This is a genomic window from Enterobacter sp. HSTU-ASh6, from assembly GCF_026319105.1.
GTDB lineage: Bacteria > Pseudomonadota > Gammaproteobacteria > Enterobacterales > Enterobacteriaceae > Enterobacter > Enterobacter sichuanensis.
Genome location: NZ_WSPD01000020.1, coordinates 59,449 through 78,459 on the forward strand (window position 1 = coordinate 59,449; position 19,011 = coordinate 78,459).

Sequence of the window (19,011 nt, forward strand, 5' to 3'; positions counted from 1 at the left end):
GCAAATATTGAGCAAGGTCAAACAGGCCGTAAATTAATACCGCAAACAACATTCCGTCACAGTTTTAATATTGCTGATAAAAACTATTCTCATTATCATCGCATAGTAGATTATTTAACCTTTCGTGGAATCAGGCATTATGCAATTCACTCCAGACAGTGCATGGAAGATTACCGGTTTTACCCGCGAAATTAGCCCGGCCTATCGGCAAAAGCTGCTGTCACTGGGCATGTTGCCCGGCTCGTCATTCCAGGTGGTACGCGTGGCCCCGTTAGGCGATCCGGTTCATATCGAAACCCGACGCGTGAATCTGGTACTGCGTAAGAAAGACCTCGCATTAATAGAAGTCGAAGCCTTATCCCGATAACAAGCCAGCGGTTTCAGTGAGTCTAAAAAAATGAAAAAGTTAACTATTGGCTTAATTGGCAATCCTAATTCCGGCAAGACGACGCTTTTTAACCAGCTGACAGGGGCCCGCCAGCGCGTGGGCAACTGGGCCGGGGTAACGGTTGAGCGTAAAGAGGGTCAGTTTACGACAACCGACAACCAGGTCACGCTGGTTGACCTTCCCGGCACCTACTCTTTAACCACCATTTCGTCGCAAACCTCGCTCGATGAGCAAATTGCCTGTCACTATATTCTGGGCGGCGACGCGGACCTGCTGATCAACGTGGTTGATGCCTCCAATCTCGAGCGTAACCTTTATCTGACGCTGCAGCTGCTGGAGCTGGGGATCCCCTGCATCGTGGCGCTCAACATGCTCGACATTGCGGAGAAACAAAAGCTGCGCATCGACGTCGATGCCCTCTCCGCGCGCCTGGGTTGCCCGGTGGTTCCGCTGGTATCGACGCGCGCTCGCGGGATTGATTCCCTGAAGCTCGCCATCGATCGCCATGCGGGGAACCGCGACGTTGAACTGGTGCATTACGCGAAGCCCCTCCTGCGCGAAGCCCATATGCTGGCGCAGGAGATGGACAACAGTATGCCGGCGAAACAGCGGCTGTGGCTCGGCCTGCAGATGCTGGAAGGCGATATCTACAGCCGTGCTTACGCCGGACATGCGGCTGATAAACTCGACGTAACCATGGCGCGTCTGAGCGACGAACTGGATGACCCGGCGCTGCACATCGCCGATGCTCGTTACCAGGCCATCGCGTCGATCTGCGATGTGGTCAGTAATGCCCTCACGGCAGAACCCAGCCGCTTTACGGCGGCGGTGGATAAGGTTGTGCTTAACCGCTTCCTCGGCTTACCCATCTTCCTGCTGGTCATGTACGTGATGTTCCTGCTCGCCATTAACATTGGTGGCGCGCTCCAGCCGATTTTCGATGCCGGTTCCGTTGCGGTCTTCGTGCATGGAATTCAGTGGGTAGGCTACACCCTGCACTTCCCGGAATGGCTAACCATCTTCCTCGCACAGGGGATCGGCGGCGGTATCAACACCGTTCTGCCGCTGGTGCCGCAGATCGGCATGATGTACCTGTTCCTCTCGTTCCTGGAAGACTCCGGTTACATGGCGCGCGCCGCGTTCGTGATGGATCGCCTGATGCAGGCGCTGGGCCTGCCGGGTAAATCCTTCGTCCCGCTGATTGTCGGCTTTGGCTGTAACGTCCCGTCGGTGATGGGGGCGCGCACACTTGATGCGCCCCGCGAACGTCTGATGACCATCATGATGGCGCCGTTCATGTCCTGCGGTGCCCGCCTGGCGATCTTTGCCGTCTTTGCCGCCGCCTTCTTTGGCCAGCAGGGCGCGCTGGCGGTCTTCTCCCTGTATGTGCTGGGCATCGTGATGGCGATCCTCACCGGCTTGATGCTGAAACACACCATCATGCGGGGTGAAGCCTCACCGTTTGTGATGGAGCTGCCGGTCTATCATGTGCCGCATCTGAAAAGCCTGGTGATCCAGACCTGGCAGCGCCTGAAAGGCTTTGTGCTGCGCGCCGGTAAGGTGATTGTCATCGTCAGTGTTTTCCTGAGCGCGCTGAACAGCTTCACCCTTAGCGGGCAGGCGGCAGATAATATCAATGACTCGGCCCTTGCCTCCGTCAGCCGCGTCATCACCCCGGTCTTCAAACCGATTGGCGTGCATGAGGATAACTGGCAGGCAACCGTCGGGCTGTTCACCGGTGCGATGGCGAAAGAGGTGGTTGTCGGCACACTTAACACGCTCTACACCGCAGAGAACATTCAGGAGCAGGAATTTGATCCGGCGGTGTTTCATCTCGGCCATGAACTGCTGGGTGCCGTAGAGGAAACCTGGCAGAGCCTGAAAGATACCTTTAGCCTGAGCGTGCTGGCCAACCCGATTGAAGCCAGCAAAGGCGACGGTGAAATGGCGACGGGCGCCATGGGCGTGATGAGCGAGAAATTTGGCAGCGCCTCCGCGGCCTATAGCTACCTCATCTTTGTTCTGCTCTATATCCCGTGCATCTCGGTGATGGGGGCAATTGCCCGTGAGTCCAGCCGCGGCTGGATGGGCTTCTCCATCCTGTGGGGGTTAAACATCGCCTACTCGCTGGCAACGCTCTTCTATCAGACCGTTAACTTCAGCCAGCACCCGCGCTACAGCCTGGTCTGCATCCTCGCGGTGGTTCTGTTTAACGTCATCGTGCTCGGCCTGTTACGGCGCGCGCGCAGCCGCGTCGATATCGACCTGCTGGCGAAGCGTAAAACCGCCGCGACCTGCTGCAATAGCCCGGCGGGCGACTGTCACTAAGGAGCACCTCATGGCATCGTTGATTCAGGTTCGAGATCTGCTGGCGCTACAGGGACGGATGGAGGCCAGACAATTAAGCCTCACCCTGCATACGCCGCAGCCGATGATCGATGCCATGCTGGAAAGGCTTGAAGCGATGGGGAAAGCCGTGCGGATTCAGGAAGACGCGGAAGGTTGCCTCTCCGGCAGTTGTAAAAGCTGCCCGGAAGGTAAAGCCTGCCTCAGGGAGTGGTGGGCACTGCGATAATAAAGCCGGGCTGTGATGCCCGGCTTTATCGTATTACTTATAAACGTCCGCTGTTGCGCGTACGTTTTTAGTCTGTTTTTCAGCACTGGTGACAACGTAGTAGGTTCCACCCAGCTCATCCGCTTTTTTCGACAGTTCTGCTCTTGCATCCATCGGCGCGGTGGTGTCAGACGTAGAAATCTCACCAATTTTGGTCAGATTCATTCCTGCAACTTTATCTTTTTCCAGCTCTTTTGCCGCAAAGGCGCCAAATGAAAGTGACCCAATAACCAGAGAAGTGACAATACCTGTAACAAGTTTCATAGCCTGACTCTCCATAGGATTGTTGTTTTGATTATCGTAGGCAGAACAACCGCAACGACAAATGGAGTATGGTTGCGGTGTGTTACTTTTTCCAGGCTGGATGGAAAATAATCAGTCGAAACGTTGACTTAACGCAATGAGCGCTGAACAAAATTCCGCCGGATGAGAGATAAACGGGGCGTGCGCGGCTTTGGCAATGACCTGCGACTCGCTCTCCGGCCACAGCGCATCCAGAAGCGGAACCACTTTACGCGGCACCAGGCCGTCGAGGTAACCATAGATACGCAGGTGCGGCATGGCCAGCGCAGCCAGCGGCTCTCGCAGGTCGACCGTTTTCAGGATCTCCAGCCCGCCGTTAAGCACCTCCACCTCCGGCATCGGCAGGGAAAGCACGGTCTGCTTCAGCGTTCTCGCATCCTGACGCGCGGTTTCCGTGCCCATCGTCTGCAGGGCGAGGAAGCGCTCGACGGTCCGCTGGAAATCTTCGCTCAGCTGTTGCTGGAAGCTCGCCAGCACGTCAGGTTTTATGCCTGGCCACGCCTCTTGTGCGCTAAAGCAGGGCGACGAGGCCACGGTCACCAGCGCCTTTACGCGCTCGGGCTGCGACAGCGCAATCTGGCTTGCCACCAGCCCACCCAGGCTCCAGCCGAGCCAGATGGCGTTTTGCGGCGCAGCGTCCAGAACCTGCCGGGCCATCTCATCAAGCGACATCGCCCCAAAACCGCGGCTGCGGCCAAAACCGGGCAGGTCCACCAGATGCAGGGTGAAATGCGAGGCGAGTTCCTCACTTATGCAATGCCATACTTCTGCGTTCAGGCCCCATCCGTGCAGCAGCACAAGATGGCAATTTCCTGTTCCTGCAGTCTGCCACCACAGCGTCTTCATCAGTTACTGTTCTCTTTTTTCACATGGAGGTTGCACATGCTAACAGTGCCTGGCTTGTGCTGGCTATGCCAAATGCCGCTTGCGCTCAGTGGATGGGGTATCTGTTCTGTCTGCACGCGATCGTTCACAAGGCGTATCGCGACCTGCCCACAGTGCGGTTTACCGGCCACGAACCCCGCGCTTCCCTGCGGTCGTTGTCTGAAAAAAGCCCCGCCGTGGCACGCGCTGGTGGCCGTGGATGATTATGTTCCGCCGCTAAGCAGGCTTATTCATTCGCTGAAATTTTCCGGTCAAAGTTCGTTGGCCCCGCCCCTGGCCCGCCTGCTACTGCTGGCGGTTTTACAGGCACGGCGTCAGCACGCCCTGCCGAAAATCGACAGGGTGGTTAACGTGCCCTTATACCAGCGTCGGCACTGGCGGCGCGGCTATAACCAGAGCGATCTGATCTGCCGCCCCCTCGCCCGCTGGCTTGGCTGTCGGTATGACGCCCGCGCGCTTACGCGTGTTCATGCCACCGCCATCCAGCATCAGCTCAACGCCCGGCTTCGCAAAAGAAACCTCAAAAATGCCTTTCGCCTTGAATTGCCGGTCGACGGCCTCCATATCGCGATTGTGGATGATGTCGTCACCACAGGCAGTACCGTTGCTGAACTTTCCCGACTGCTTTTGCAAAGCGGCGCCGCGTCGGTTCAGGTATGGTGTCTGTGCCGTACCTTGTAGCCCTTCTTCAATGGGCGTATGATTATACCCAGGTAATTTAGTCAACTATTAGGCCAAAGCTATGATCCGTATTTCCGATTCTGCACAAGCGCACTTTGCCAAACTGCTGGCAAATCAGGAAGAAGGGACGCAGATCCGCGTGTTTGTGATTAATCCAGGCACTCCGAATGCAGAATGTGGTGTTTCTTATTGTCCGCCGGACGCGGTGGAATCCACCGACACTGCCCTGAAATTTGAACAGCTCACCGCCTACGTTGATGAGCTGAGCGCACCGTATCTTGAAGATGCGGAGATCGACTTCGTCACCGACCAGCTGGGTTCTCAGCTGACCCTGAAAGCGCCAAACGCGAAAATGCGCAAAGTCTCTGACGATGCCCCGCTGATGGAGCGCGTTGAGTATCTGCTGCAATCCCAGATCAACCCACAGCTGGCTGGCCACGGCGGTCGTGTCTCCCTGATGGAGATCACCGACGAAGGCTTCGCCATTCTGCAGTTTGGCGGCGGCTGTAACGGTTGTTCCATGGTGGATGTGACCCTGAAAGAGGGGATCGAGAAGCAGCTGCTGAACGAATTCCCGGAACTGAAAGGCGTGCGCGATCTGACTGAACACCAGCGCGGCGAGCACTCATACTACTGATTCTTTGCCCGCCCGTATTGCCCGGTGGCGCTGCGCTTACCGGGCCTACAAAACAGTTACTGCATCCGAATCCCAGGCCGGGTACGGCGAAGCCGCCACCCGGCTTTTGTTATCCCGCCCCCCTCTATATGTTGACCTGCGTCTCATAATTCAAATTTAGCCTCCCAGGGTGATTCTCAATCTCGTCATGTTACCCGTATCATTCTCGTGGGCACTCAGCATCCTTATAACAGCCGACTAAACTTAATGGTTTCGAAGGCATCAGTATGAGTGCCGTTAACACTCTGTTCCCAGTTGGGACAATCGGAACTTGTCGTTGAAACAATGACGTTACCCATAACAATTCAAAGGCCAGGTAAATCATGCCATTAGTCATCGTTGCTATCGGTGTTGTGTTATTACTGCTCTTGATGATCCGTTTCAAAATGAACGGATTTATCGCTCTGGTTCTGGTGGCGCTTGCAGTCGGTCTGATGCAGGGGATGCCGCTGGTAAAAGTCATCAGCTCGATTAAAGCCGGCGTTGGCGGCACGCTCGGCAGCCTGGCGTTGATCATGGGCTTCGGCGCCATGCTCGGCAAAATGCTGGCGGACTGCGGGGGCGCCCAGCGTATTGCCACCACGCTTATCGACAAATTTGGTAAGAAGAACATCCAGTGGGCGGTTGTATTAACCGGTTTTACCGTCGGTTTCGCGCTGTTCTATGAAGTGGGCTTCGTGCTGATGCTGCCGCTGGTGTTTACCATCGCGGCTGCGGCGAGCATCCCGCTGCTGTATGTCGGTGTGCCAATGGCTGCGGCGCTGTCCGTTACCCACGGCTTCCTGCCGCCGCACCCGGGTCCAACCGCTATTGCGACCATCTTCCACGCGGATATGGGGAAAACCCTGCTGTTCGGTACCATTCTGGCGATCCCGACCGTTATTCTGGCCGGTCCGGTCTATGCCCGCTTCCTGAAAGGCATTGATAAGCCGATTCCGGAAGGTCTGTACAGCGCGAAAACCTTCACCGAAGAAGAGATGCCTGGCTTTGGCGTCAGCGTCTGGACCTCTCTGGTACCGGTGATCCTGATGGCGATGCGCGCCGTGGCAGAGATGATCCTGCCAAAAGGTCATGCATTCCTGTCCGTGGCCGAATTCCTGGGTGACCCGGTGATGGCAACCCTGATTGCGGTCCTGATTGCGATGTTCACCTTCGGTCTGAACCGCGGCCGTTCAATGGATCAGATCAACGACACGCTGACCTCGTCCATCAAAATCATTGCCATGATGCTGCTGATCATCGGCGGTGGCGGTGCGTTCAAGCAGGTTCTGGTCGACAGCGGCGTGGACAAATACATCGCGGCCATGATGCATGAAACCAACGTGTCGCCACTCCTGATGGCCTGGTCCATCGCCGCGGTTCTGCGTATTGCGCTGGGCTCTGCGACCGTTGCGGCGATCACCGCAGGCGGTATCGTTGCCCCGCTGATTGCGACCACGGGCGTGAGCCCTGAGCTGATGGTTATTGCCGTCGGTTCCGGTAGCGTGATTTTCTCTCACGTCAACGACCCGGGCTTCTGGCTGTTCAAGGAGTACTTCAACCTGACAATCGGTGAAACCATCAAGTCCTGGTCCGCGCTGGAAACCATTATTTCGGTGTGCGGTCTGGTCGGGGTGCTGCTGCTGAATATGGTGGTTTGATGTAAAAAAGCCGGGTGGCGCTGACGCTTACCCGGCCTACATTCCATTCCCTCTCCCCCAGGGTGAGGGTGGAACTACCGCTTCTTGCCCACCGCCCTTCTGCGCTTATCCAAATCCTTAATCAGCCTGTTCACCCCGTCATCGGCAAACATCTTCTCAAGCGTAGTGGAAAGCTTGCGACGCCAGTTCTTGTACTGATAGCTGGTGCCCGGGATGTTGACCGGCTCCGCCATATCAATCCAGTCTTCCGGCTGCAGGCCCAGCAGGGCACTGTTGCTGTCAGCAATGTAACGCTGCAGACCACGGTTGAGCGTCGGGGTCATCGCCATCAGCGATGCCTTATGCCCGGCACGTTTCGGCAGACAGCCATGCTTATGCAGTGCATCCAGCAGGCCCTGCTTTGCCAGCTCGCGATCCTGATACAGGCCGCGAAGCACATCCTCATCCGGATAGAGACCCAGCGTTTTACCGAGCGTCAGATCCCCGCTTTCCCAATAGCCACGAAGCGTAGGAAGGTCATGCGTCGTCGCGACTGCCATTGACTGTTCAGGGTACGCTTTCGGCGCGCGGAAGGTTTTCTCATGGTCGTTTTCAAAATAGAGCACTTTATAGGAGTAAACGCCGCTGTCGCGGAGTTTGCTGACAATTTCCACCGGTACGGTGCCAAGATCTTCGCCGATCACCATGCACTGGTGACGCTTGCTTTCCAGCGCCAGGATCGACAGCAGATCGTCAACCGGATACTGCACATAGGCCCCGTGATCCGCCGTTTCACCGTACGGGATCCACCACAGGCGCAGCACAGACATCACGTGGTCGATACGCAATGCCCCGCAGTTCTGCATGTTGGCGCGCAGCAGGTCGATAAACGGCTCGTACGCGCGCGCCGCCATCACGTGCGGATCCATCGGCGGCAGGCCCCAGTTCTGGCCGAGCGGGCCAAGGATATCCGGTGGCGCGCCGACGGAGGCTTTCAGGCAGTAGAGTTCACGGTCGCACCAGGTTTCCGCACCGCCCTCTGCGACGCCGACGGCCAGGTCACGATACAGGCCGATAGGCATCTTATAGCCCTGGCTCACCTGCCAGCAGGCGGCAAACTGGCTGTACGCCAGCCACTGCAGCCACAGGTAGAAGTCCACTTCATCCGCGTGTTTTTTACAGAAGGCTTTCACTTCCGGCGTGTCGACGGACTGATACGCTTCCGGCCACACCGGCCAGCCCCAGCGCATTTCGTCCTCTTTCACCTGATATGCGTGCAGCGCATCAAATGCTGCCTGCCAGTACAGGCTCTCGCCCTCCTGAGTGACAAACTGGCGGAAGGACGCCATCTGCTCGTCATCGCGCTGTGAAAAGCCTTTCCACGCCAGACGCAACGCGGCCATTTTCAGCGCCGTGACGGTAGAATAGTCCACCCAGTCCGCGTCACGCGCCTGCTTCAGCGCCTGCTGGGTGGTGCTGAGTTTCCACCACGCCTGCGCCTCCTGGCTGTTTTTGAAGTCGTCTAACGCATTAACATCAATATAAATCACGTTCAGCCAGCGGCGGGATGACGGGCTGTACGGGCTGGCGCTCTCCGGGTTGGCCGGATAAAGCGCATGGATCGGATTGAGGCCGATAAACGCGCCGCCGCGCTCCCCCACGGAGGCCAGCATTTTCTTCAGATCGCCAAAATCACCGATACCCCAGTTGCTCTCTGAACGCAGGGTGTAGAGCTGCACGCAGGCGCCCCACAGCTTTTTACCCTCAAGCAACGCCTGCGGCTCATAGCAGCGTTTTGGCGCGACGATCACCCGGCAATGGAAGCGCTGGTCATCCTGGGTGAGCGTTAAGGAGTGGTAACCCTCCGGCAGTTTTGCCGGAAGGTTAAGGGTCTTACCGCCGGTGGCGTGGCCTTTATGCTGCTGGCCGTCTTCGGTGGTGAGCAGCCAGGTAAACTCGCCGCGCCCCTCCACCGCCAGCGGCATCTTTTTCCCCGAGGTGAAAACCTTCACGTTCGGCACCGGTGCAGCCGACGCTTTCGCGTCGGTTTTGTGCATGGCATCCAGCAAACGTCTTTTGGTGTCGGCGCCAATAGACTGCGGTTTGCCGTGAGCATTAATGTAACTGAGGCTGATCCCCGCCGCCTGCGCGGCGCTGTCCAGACGTTTACTCTCCATCGCGCTTCCTTAGCGTTTTGCCTGCCAGATACGGGCCTGATAATCACGGATTGAGCGGTCAGAGCTGAACATACCGCAGCGGGCAGTGTTCAGAATGCACGCCCGGGTCCACGCTTCCTGGTCGCGATACAGCACGTCGACCTGTTTTTGCGCGTCCACATAGGCTGTGAAATCGGCCATCACCAGATACGGGTCACCGCCGTGTTTGTCCATGCTGTGCAGCATCTGGTCAAACGCGTGCTTGTCGCCGTCGCTGTATTTACCGCTTTCCAGCTCTTTCAGTACTGCATCCAGCACTTTGTCTTTCTTGCGCCACTTCACTGGGTCGTAACCTTTGGCCTTAATGGCTTTCACCTCTTCCACGGTGTGGCCGAAAATAAAGATATTCTCTTCACCCACCTTCTCGGCGATTTCGACGTTGGCCCCGTCGAGCGTACCGACGGTCAGCGCGCCATTCAGCGCCAGCTTCATGTTGCCGGTACCGGAGGCTTCTTTACCCGCAGTCGAGATCTGCTCGGAGATATCCGCCGCCGGGATCAGCATTTCAGCCGCAGAGACGCAGTAGTCCGGCAGGAACACCACCTTCAGCTTGTCGCCGACTTTCGGATCGTTGTTGATCGCCGCCGCCACTTTGTTGATGGCGAGGATGATGTTTTTCGCCAGATAGTAGCCCGGCGCCGCTTTCGCACCGAACAGGAACACGCGCGGTACGCGGTCGGCCTGCGGGTTCTCGCGGATCTCTTTGTACAGCGCCAGAATGTGCAGCAGGTTCAGGTGCTGGCGTTTGTACTCGTGCAGACGTTTGATCTGGATATCGAAAATGGCATGCGGGTTGATCTCAATCCCGGTACGCGCTTTAACAAACGCCGCCAGACGGACTTTGTTCTCCTGCTTGATGGCGCGGTACTGCTCGCGGAATTTTGCGTCGTCCGCATATTTTTCCAGATTGATGAGCTGGTCCAGATCGTTGGCCCACTCTTTCTTCAGGGTTTTGTCCAGCAGACCGGCCAGCAGCGGGTTGCACTGCTTGATCCAGCGACGCGGCGTAATGCCGTTGGTCACGTTATGGAATTTGGTCGGCCACAGCTGGTGGTATTCCGGGAAGAGGTCTTTCACCACCAGATCCGAGTGCAGCGCCGCCACGCCGTTCACCGCAAAGCCGCTCACCACGCACATGTTCGCCATGCGAACCTGCTTATCGTGGACCACCGCCAGCTTCGCCCAGACCGCTTTGTTGCCCGGCCAGGTTTTATCCACCAGCGTTTTAAACTGGTCGTTAATCTTGTTGATGATCTGCATGTGACGCGGCAGGAGGTTTTTCACCAGCTTCTCATCCCAGCACTCCAGCGCTTCTGGCATCAGGGTGTGGTTGGTGTAAGCGAAGGTGCGGCTGGTAATCGCCCAGGCGTCATCCCAGCTCAGCTGATGCTCGTCGATCAGCACGCGCAGCAGCTCAGGAATGGCAATGGTCGGGTGCGTGTCGTTAAGCTGAATCACTTCGAAGTCCGGCAGCTGCGCCAGCTTGCGGCCCGCCAGATGATGGCGGCGCAGAATGTCCGCCACAGAGCAGGCGCACTGGAAATACTGCTGCATCAGACGCAGTTTTTTACCCGCCAGGTGGTTGTCGTTCGGGTAGAGCACCTTGGTCAGCTTCTCGGCGTCGATGCCCTGCTGCTCGGCGCGCAGGAAATCGCCGTCGTTGAATTTGGTCAGGTTAAACGGATGCGCATGCTTCGCCTGCCACAGACGCAGCGGCTGCGCCACGCCGTTACGGTAGCCGAGTACAGGCAGGTCCCAGGCTTCACCGGTGATGGTGAACGCCGGTTCCCAGTGCCCCTGCTTCGTGACTTTCCCGCCAATCCCGACCTGCACATCCAGCTGCGCGTTATGGCGGAACCACGGGTAGGTGTTACGGTGCCAGTCGTCCGGCGCTTCCATCTGATGACCATCGGCAAATGACTGACGGAACAGACCGTACTGATAGTTCAGGCCATAGCCAATCGCCGACTGCCCGACGGTTGCCATGGAGTCCAGGAAACAGGCCGCCAGACGCCCCAGACCACCGTTACCCAGCGCAGGGTCAATCTCTTCTTCCAGCAGGTCGGTCAGGTTAATGTCGTGCTCTTTCAGCACGTCCCCCACCTCCTGATACCAGCCGAGGTTCAACAGGTTGTTGCCCGTCAGACGGCCAATCAGGAACTCCATTGAGATGTAGTTGACATGGCGCTGACCTTTTACCGGTTTTGCCAGAGGTTGAGCATCCAGCTGCTCTGCGAGCGCACCGCTCACTGCCTGCCACCACTGGTGAGGCGTCATTTCGTTAGCAGCATGAAGGCCAAAACGCTGCCACTGACGCGTCAGGGCAGCCTGGAATTGAGCTTTGTTGAAGGTAGGCTGTGACATAGGGGATCGGCATCCTTTAGAAAGAAAACACAAGTTGGCGCTAGTGTGCCTGGCTCATTTCACCTCTTCCTCCTCCCGCGGGGGATTAGACAGGGAGGAGTAGCGGGGATGAGCAGAAAAGTGTGATCGAGGCCACTCTCAGAGCATAGTTCGAGTGTGCCCGGAAGAGGAAATCGTCACCGTGGAGAATGTCAAAGAAATGAAATGCAGTTTCGGCTGAAATTAAAACGCGCTGAAATGATTACTTACGTAGAATAATATTTCTGCAATCAGGTCATTACTAAGGAGATTATTAATCCCCCTTAACTTTACACCGGGTATATTAAATTTTCCGTCACTATCCCTTTCTGAAACCAGTTTCAGCGCAGCCGCAGCACAGCCATACAAGCCAGCACTGACAAGGCATCAAAGCCCTTTCCAGAAAGTTCCGCCATCTGCCTGAATGTTTTGTGACAGAGTGCAAATTCAGAGCCACCAAATTCAGACATAACTTGCAATAGTTAACTTATTGGCCGACCTTATATCTATTAATTACGAAGCGCAAAAAAAATAAAATCTCTCGTCCCCACAGTGAAGTGAAACCTATGTTGATTCCGTCAAAATTAAGTCGCCCGGTTCGCCTTGACCATACCGTGGTCCGCGAGCGTCTGTTGGCTAAACTTTCCGGCGCACATAATTTCCGACTGGCGCTGGTTACGAGCCCTGCAGGTTATGGAAAAACAACGCTCATTTCGCAATGGGCAGCAGGTAAGAGCGATCTTGGCTGGTACTCCCTTGATGAGGGCGATAACCAGCAAGAGCGTTTTGCCAGCTATCTGATTGCCGCTATTCAGCAGGCAACCAATGGACACTGCGTCGCCAGCGAGGTGATGGTGCAAAAGCGCCAGTACGCCAGCCTGTCCTCCCTTTTCTCCCAGCTGTTTATCGAGCTGGCCGAATGGCATCGCCCGCTATACGTGGTGATTGATGATTACCACCTCATTACCAACCCGGTGATTCATGAATCGATGCGTTTCTTCCTGCGCCATCAGCCGGAAAACCTGACCTTAGTGGTGCTGTCACGCAATCTGCCACAGCTGGGGATTGCAAACCTGCGCGTGCGCGATCAGCTTCTCGAAGTGGGCAGCCAGCAGCTGGCCTTTACCCACCAGGAAGCAAAACAGTTCTTTGACTGCCGCCTGACGTCACCGATTGAGGCCGCCGAAAGCAGCCGCCTGTGCGACGACGTCGCCGGCTGGGCGACGGCGCTGCAGCTCATCGCCCTCTCTGCCCGACAAAACAACAGCCCGGCGCATCAGTCTGCGCGCCGCCTGGCGGGCATCAACGCCAGCCACCTTTCGGATTACCTCGTGGACGAGGTGCTGAACAGCGTTGATCCGGCGACACGCAATTTCCTGCTGAAAAGCTCGCTGCTACGCTCCATGAACGATGCGTTAATCGTGCGCGTGACGGGGTGTGAAAACGGTCAGCTACAGCTTGAAGAGATTGAACGTCAGGGCCTGTTCCTGACCCGCATGGACGACCCCGGCGAGTGGTTTAGTTATCATCCGCTGTTTGGCAGCTTCCTGCGCCAGCGTTGCCAGTGGGAGCTGGCGGTTGAACTGCCGGAAATTCACCGCGCCGCCGCCGAAAGCTGGATGGCGCAGGGCTTCCCGAGCGAAGCCATTCACCACGCCCTGGCGGCGGGTGATGCCAGCATGCTGCGCGATATCCTTCTCAACCATGCGTGGGGCCTGTTTAACCACAGCGAACTGACGCTGCTGGAAGAGTCGCTTAAAGCCCTGCCGTGGGAAAGCCTGCTGGAGAACCCACGTCTGGTCCTGCTTCAGGCCTGGCTGATGCAGAGCCAGCATCGCTACAGCGAAGTGAACACCCTGCTGGCCCGCGCGGAGCAGGAGATGGAAAGCAACATGGATACGCCCCTGCACGGTGAATTTAACGCCCTGCGGGCCCAGGTAGCGATTAACGACGGCGACCCGGATGAGGCTGAGCGCCTGGCGATGGTTGCCCTGGATGAACTGCCGCTCGCTAACTTCTACAGCCGGATTGTTGCCACGTCGGTACACGGTGAAGTGCTGCACTGCAAAGGCGAGCTGACGCGCTCCCTGTCGCTGATGCAACAAACCGAGCAGATGGCGCGTCGCCATGATGTCTGGCATTACGCGCTGTGGAGCCTGATCCAGCAAAGCGAAATTTTGTTCGCGCAGGGGTTCCTGCAGGCCGCCTGGGAAAACCAGGAAAAAGCGTTCCAGCTGATTCGTGAACAGCATCTTGAACAACTGCCGATGCACGAGTTCCTGCTGCGTATTCGCGCTCAGCTCCTGTGGGCATGGTCGCGTCTGGATGAAGCCGAAAGCTGCGCCCGCCAGGGTGTGGACGTCCTCTCCAGCTTCCAGCCTCAGCAGCAGCTGCAGTGTCTGGCGCTACTGGTGCAGTGCTCGCTGGCGCGCGGCGATCTCGATAACGCCCGCAACCATCTTAACCGCCTGGAAAACCTGCTCGGCAACGGTCAGTATCATAGCGACTGGGTTTCAAACGCCGATAAGGTCCGGGTGATTTACTGGCAGATGACCGGCGATAAAAAATCCGCCGCCAACTGGTTACGCCAGACGCCAAAACCGGAATTTGCCAATAACCACTTCCTGCAGAGCCAGTGGCGCAACATTGCCCGCGCGCAGATCCTGCTTGGTGAATTAGAGCCCGCAGAGATTGTGCTGGAGGAGTTGAACGAGAACGCGCGCAGCCTGCGTCTGATGAGCGACCTCAACCGCAACCTGCTCCTGCAAAACCAGCTCTACTGGCAGGCGGGCCGTAAAAACGATGCGCAGCGCGTGCTGCTGGAAGCGCTACAGCTGGCTAACCGCACCGGGTTTATCAGCCACTTTGTGATTGAAGGTGAAGTGATGGCGCAGCAGCTGCGTCAGCTGATTCAGCTCAATACGCTGCCGGAGCTGGATCAGCATCGCGCCCAACGCATTCTGCGCGAGATTAACCAGCATCATCGCCACAAGTTTGCCCATTTCGACGAGAACTTCGTTGAACGTCTGCTGAACCACCCGGAAGTGCCGGAACTGATCCGTACCAGCCCGCTGACTCAGCGCGAATGGCAGGTTCTGGGGCTGATCTATTCCGGTTACAGCAATGAGCAGATTGCCGGTGAGCTGGCGGTGGCGGCGACCACCATCAAAACGCATATCCGCAATCTGTATCAGAAGCTGGGTGTGGCGCATCGTCAGGATGCGGTGCAGCATGCGCAGCAATTGTTGAAGATGATGGGGTACGGAGTTTAGTTTTGTGCGGCCTGATGCCCTCACCCCGGCCCTCTCCCACAGGGAGAGGGAGAACAATTTGTAGGTCGGGTAAGCGCAGCGCCACCCGACACAACCGTTAGCACAGTTCCAGCTGCAAATTATTATCTTTAATCACCTGCATAACGCCCGCCGGCGGCATCACGTCGGTATAGACCGCATCCACCATGCTGATGCTGCCCATGTTGACCATCGCGTTACGGCCAAACTTCGAGTGATCCACAACCAGCATCACGTGCCGTGAGTTTTCAATGATCGCCCGCTTGGTGCGTACTTCGTGGTAATCAAATTCCAGCAGCGAGCCGTCGCTGTCGATGCCGCTAATCCCGAGAATGCCGAAGTCGAGACGGAACTGAGAGATAAAATCGAGCGTCGCTTCACCGATAATTCCGCCATCGCGGCTGCGCAGTTCACCGCCGGCGAGAATAATGCGGAAATCATCTTTCTGCATCAGGGTATTGGCCACGTTCAGGTTGTTGGTCACGATGCGCAGGTTCTCGTGATCCAGCAGGGCATGGGCCACCGCTTCCGGCGTGGTGCCGATATCAATAAACAGCGTCGCCCCGTTGGGGATCTGGCTGGCCACTTTACGGGCAATGCGCTCTTTTTCTGCCGTTTGCGTGGCTTTGCGGTCGTGCCAGGAGGTGTTGACCGAGCTGGACGGCAGCGCCGCGCCGCCGTGGTGGCGCAGAATGCGGTTTTGATCGGCCAGGTCGTTCAGGTCACGACGGATGGTTTGTGGACTGACGGCAAACTGCTCAACCAGCTCTTCGGTGCTGACGTATCCCTGTTTTTTAACCAGTTCGATAATGGCGTCATGGCGTTGTGTTTGTTTCATCAATTATCCCTGAGAATTATGTTCGTTTTCGCGCATGGAGCGTGTCGGCAAAGGCCATCGCCAGCCCAACGGCCAGCCCGGTGACGTGCGCACCATTGGCGATAGACATACCAAACAGATCAAACCATCCGGCAATAAGCCATATTAACGCAAAGGTTATTAATCCGCGCTGCAGATAGATGCCACTTTCAGGGTCACGCTCGCCCCTGAGCCAGACATAGCCCATCAGGGCATACACCACGCCGGAGAGCCCGCCAAACCACGGGCCGCTGAATTTGTGCTGCACGTAGCCGCTCAGCAGGGCGCTAATAATGGTGATAACGATCAGCTTCCCGCTGCCCAGACGCTTCTCCACGGCACCGCCGAGATACCACCACCAGAGCAGGTTAAAGAGGATATGCATCACCGAGAAGTGCATCAGCGCGTGGGTAAAGTAGCGCCAGACGTCAAAATCCAGAGACGGGTCATACGGCCACGCCAGGGCGATCATGACGCTCTGGTCGCCCACCACATTCATGATAATGAAGATGATAATGCAGGCCGCCATCAGCAGCAGCGTAAACGGGCCTGCGCGCTCGCGAATGGTGGCAAGAAAGGGAAAGCGGCTGTAGTGCAATCCGCTACCGGTCTGACCCGACTGCCAGCTTGCCGCCAGATAGCGCGGGTCACCAGGGTTTTCCAGAAAACGCGCCAGCTCCTCGTTTACCCGCCCGGCCTGGCTCTCATCGGCCAGCCAGACGTCGGTCTGTGTATGTTGCTGGATGGTCAGAATAACGCCCTGCGTCGCCATATAGTCGACAAACGCCTGGGCGACGCGCGGGTTGGTAAAAGAGGTGATCATCAACATGGGCAGCGGTCGCTTATTTCCACACAAAAGGGGACAGTATAGCGGGATCAGCGCTCAAAAGCGTATTCCACTTCCGCCGGGAAATGGCGATGCCAGGCATCGAAGCCACCATCGACGCTGTATACCGCCTCGTAACCCTGCTGAAGCAGATACTGCGCCGCGCCTTTACTGCTGTTGCCGTGGTAGCACATCACCATCACCGGCGTGTCGAAGTCGTTATCGCGCATAAAGGCGCCCAGCGTGTCGTTGGTGAGATGGAACGCGCCTGGCGTGTGGCCCATCGCAAAACTCTGCGGATCGCGGATGTCCACCAGCACCGCTTTTCCCTGGTGCATCTTCTGGTGGGCTTCTTCTACGTTAATACATTCAAACTGATCCATGGTGTTCTCTTTACAGTGGTCGGCGACATGATTTTACCGCGTAGTGTACGTCCTGGCGGCGGGTAAACGCCATTATGTTATCCATATCACTCTAAATTGTTTTTTTGATGTTACCAAAAGCGCGTTCCTTTGCTATTATGAGCGATATCGAACATTTCTGAGCTTTAACGAAAGTGCGTGAGGGTGTTATGGAAACCAAAGATCTGATTGTGATAGGCGGTGGCATCAACGGTGCCGGTATTGCGGTCGATGCCGCAGGACGCGGCTTATCCGTACTGATGCTGGAAGCTAACGATCTCGCCTGTGCGACCTCGTCCGCCAGCTCCAAACTGATTCACGGTGGCCTGCGCTACCTGGAACACTACGAATTCCGACTGGTCAGTGAAGCACTGGCTGAACGTGAAGTGCTGTTAAAAATGGCGCCGCATCTGGCGATTCCGATGCGCTTCCGCCTGCCCCATCGCCCGCATCTGCGTCCGGCGTGGATGATCCGAATCGGTCTGTTTATGTACGATCATCTGGGTAAACGCACCAGTCTGCCGGGTTCGACCGGTTTGCGTTTTGGCTCAGAATCGGTCCTTAAACCTGAAATCGTGCGCGGTTTCGAATATTCCGACTGCTGGGTGGACGATGCGCGCCTGGTGCTGGCCAATGCGCAGATGGTCGAGAAGAAAGGCGGCGAGGTGAAAACCCGCACCCGTGCCACTGCCGCCCGCCGTGAAAACGGCCTGTGGATTGTCGAAGCGGAAGATATCGATACCGGCGAGAAATTCAGCTGGAAAGCGCGCGGCCTGGTGAACGCCACCGGTCCGTGGGTGAAACAGTTCTTTGATGACGGCATGCATCTGCCCTCCCCGTACGGCATTCGCCTGATCAAAGGCAGCCATATTGTGGTGCCGCGCGTGCATACCCAGAAACAGGCCTACATTCTGCAGAACGAAGACAAGCGCATTGTGTTCGTCATCCCGTGGATGGACGAATTCTCGATCATCGGCACCACCGACGTGGAGTACAAAGGCGATCCGAAAAACGTTGAGATCGACGAGAGCGAAGTTAACTACCTGCTGAAAGTGTATAACGCGCACTTTAAGAAACAGCTGTCGCGCGATGATGTGGTCTGGACTTACTCCGGCGTGCGTCCGCTGTGCGATGATGAATCGGATTCCCCGCAGGCCATCACCCGCGACTATACGCTTGATATTCACGACGTAGACGGTCAGGCGCCGCTGCTGTCGGTGTTTGGCGGTAAGCTCACTACCTACCGTAAGCTGGCCGAGCACGCGCTGGAAAAACTGGCGCCGTACTACAAAGGCATTGGCCCGGCATGGACCAAAGACGCGGTACTGCCCGGCGGTGATATTGGCGGCAACCGCGATGATTACGCCGCGAAGCTGCGTCGTCGCTTCCCGTTCATCACCGAGGGGATGGCACGCCACTATGCCCGCACCTACGGCAGCAACACCGAACTGCTCCTGGGTGACGCGAAAGCGCTTGCCGATCTGGGCGAACATTTCGGTCACGAGCTGTACGAAGCCGAGCTGCGTTATCTGGTCGAACACGAATGGGTTCGCCGTCTGGACGATGCCATCTGGCGTCGTACCAAAGAAGGGATGTGGCTTAACGCCGAACAGCAGTCCCGCGTGGCGCAGTGGTTGCTGCAGCATGCGGGGAAGCGTGAATTGTCGTTAGCGTCTTGATGTGTGCGGCCTGTCCCCTCACCCCAGCCCTCTCCCCAGAGGGGAGAGGGTGTTCAAGTTCCCTCTCCCCTCTGGGGTGTACAGTCCGGGGACATGGTAGACAGGTGTTCGGGGACACGGTGAACACTTTTTAACATCCTTTACCCATGGTGATCGACTTTTTCTTCAGGTCGATCACCCCCACTTTCGTGCTGT

16 protein-coding genes are annotated in these 19,011 nt (G+C 57.0%); 8 read left to right on the forward strand and 8 right to left on the reverse strand.

The window, feature by feature from the left end:
- Positions 1-139: 139 nt before the first annotated feature.
- Genes feoA through feoC form a run of 3 tightly spaced genes read left to right on the forward strand, consistent with a single transcriptional unit; the run spans position 140 to position 2,963 of the window.
- On the forward strand, positions 140-367 hold the full coding sequence (feoA, locus tag GM298_RS19785; RefSeq protein ID WP_008503050.1) for a ferrous iron transporter A: 228 nt from the start codon (positions 140-142) through the stop codon (positions 365-367).
- 30 nt (positions 368-397) lie between these two features.
- Positions 398-2,716 (forward strand): Fe(2+) transporter permease subunit FeoB, encoded by a 2,319-nt coding sequence (gene feoB, locus GM298_RS19790; RefSeq protein ID WP_128338810.1) that lies wholly within the window; start codon positions 398-400, stop codon positions 2,714-2,716.
- A gap of 10 nt (positions 2,717-2,726) precedes the next feature.
- Complete coding sequence (gene feoC / locus GM298_RS19795; protein ID WP_025758111.1) at positions 2,727-2,963, forward strand: [Fe-S]-dependent transcriptional repressor FeoC; 237 nt, start codon at positions 2,727-2,729, stop codon at positions 2,961-2,963.
- Positions 2,964-2,996: 33 nt separating this feature from the next.
- Here feoC and GM298_RS19800 read toward each other — a convergent pair whose 3' ends face one another.
- Both GM298_RS19800 and bioH read right to left on the reverse strand, forming a co-directional pair.
- A complete protein-coding gene (locus GM298_RS19800; RefSeq protein ID WP_045285984.1) occupies positions 2,997-3,266 on the reverse strand; it encodes a YdgH/BhsA/McbA-like domain containing protein in 270 nt (89 codons plus the stop codon).
- A gap of 111 nt (positions 3,267-3,377) precedes the next feature.
- Entirely contained in the window at positions 3,378-4,151 is a 774-nt protein-coding gene (gene bioH / locus GM298_RS19805; RefSeq protein ID WP_045285985.1) for a pimeloyl-ACP methyl ester esterase BioH, read from the reverse strand.
- 36 nt (positions 4,152-4,187) lie between these two features.
- Between bioH and gntX the strand changes: the two genes are divergently transcribed.
- The 3 genes from gntX (at position 4,188) to gntT (ending at position 7,187) form a co-directional block, all read left to right on the forward strand.
- Complete coding sequence (gntX, locus tag GM298_RS19810; protein ID WP_266155105.1) at positions 4,188-4,871, forward strand: DNA utilization protein GntX; 684 nt, start codon at positions 4,188-4,190, stop codon at positions 4,869-4,871.
- Positions 4,872-4,932: 61 nt separating this feature from the next.
- On the forward strand, positions 4,933-5,508 hold the full coding sequence (gene nfuA / locus GM298_RS19815) for a Fe-S biogenesis protein NfuA (protein ID WP_266155106.1): 576 nt from the start codon (positions 4,933-4,935) through the stop codon (positions 5,506-5,508).
- Between the two features lie 362 nt (positions 5,509-5,870).
- A complete protein-coding gene (gene gntT, locus GM298_RS19820) occupies positions 5,871-7,187 on the forward strand; it encodes a gluconate transporter (protein WP_024907902.1) in 1,317 nt (438 codons plus the stop codon).
- A gap of 74 nt (positions 7,188-7,261) precedes the next feature.
- On the opposite strand, the gene malQ is transcribed toward gntT, so the two are convergent.
- Positions 7,262-9,343 (reverse strand): 4-alpha-glucanotransferase, encoded by a 2,082-nt coding sequence (malQ, locus tag GM298_RS19825; RefSeq protein WP_088244401.1) that lies wholly within the window; start codon positions 9,341-9,343, stop codon positions 7,262-7,264.
- Positions 9,344-9,352: 9 nt separating this feature from the next.
- Positions 9,353-11,746, reverse strand: a complete 2,394-nt coding sequence (gene malP, locus GM298_RS19830) for a maltodextrin phosphorylase (protein ID WP_266155107.1) — start codon at positions 11,744-11,746, stop codon at positions 9,353-9,355.
- A gap of 584 nt (positions 11,747-12,330) precedes the next feature.
- Here malP and malT point away from each other — a divergent pair.
- Positions 12,331-15,036, forward strand: coding sequence for an HTH-type transcriptional regulator MalT (gene malT / locus GM298_RS19835; protein WP_045285989.1), 2,706 nt, complete (start codon positions 12,331-12,333; stop codon positions 15,034-15,036).
- A gap of 97 nt (positions 15,037-15,133) precedes the next feature.
- On the opposite strand, the gene GM298_RS19840 is transcribed toward malT, so the two are convergent.
- From GM298_RS19840 to glpE, 3 genes are read right to left on the reverse strand one after another with little or no spacing between them, the layout of a single operon-like run.
- Complete coding sequence (locus tag GM298_RS19840) at positions 15,134-15,892, reverse strand: DeoR/GlpR family transcriptional regulator (protein ID WP_025758123.1); 759 nt, start codon at positions 15,890-15,892, stop codon at positions 15,134-15,136.
- A 16-nt stretch (positions 15,893-15,908) separates the two neighbouring features.
- Entirely contained in the window at positions 15,909-16,739 is an 831-nt protein-coding gene (gene glpG / locus GM298_RS19845) for a rhomboid family intramembrane serine protease GlpG (protein ID WP_252087980.1), read from the reverse strand.
- 47 nt (positions 16,740-16,786) lie between these two features.
- A complete protein-coding gene (gene glpE / locus GM298_RS19850; protein ID WP_003861590.1) occupies positions 16,787-17,119 on the reverse strand; it encodes a thiosulfate sulfurtransferase GlpE in 333 nt (110 codons plus the stop codon).
- A 188-nt stretch (positions 17,120-17,307) separates the two neighbouring features.
- Between glpE and glpD the strand changes: the two genes are divergently transcribed.
- Positions 17,308-18,816, forward strand: a complete 1,509-nt coding sequence (gene glpD / locus GM298_RS19855) for a glycerol-3-phosphate dehydrogenase (RefSeq protein WP_025758126.1) — start codon at positions 17,308-17,310, stop codon at positions 18,814-18,816.
- Positions 18,817-18,946: 130 nt separating this feature from the next.
- On the opposite strand, the gene GM298_RS19860 is transcribed toward glpD, so the two are convergent.
- A partial coding sequence (locus GM298_RS19860; RefSeq protein ID WP_233210447.1) for a hypothetical protein occupies positions 18,947-19,011 on the reverse strand: 65 nt, incomplete at its 5' end.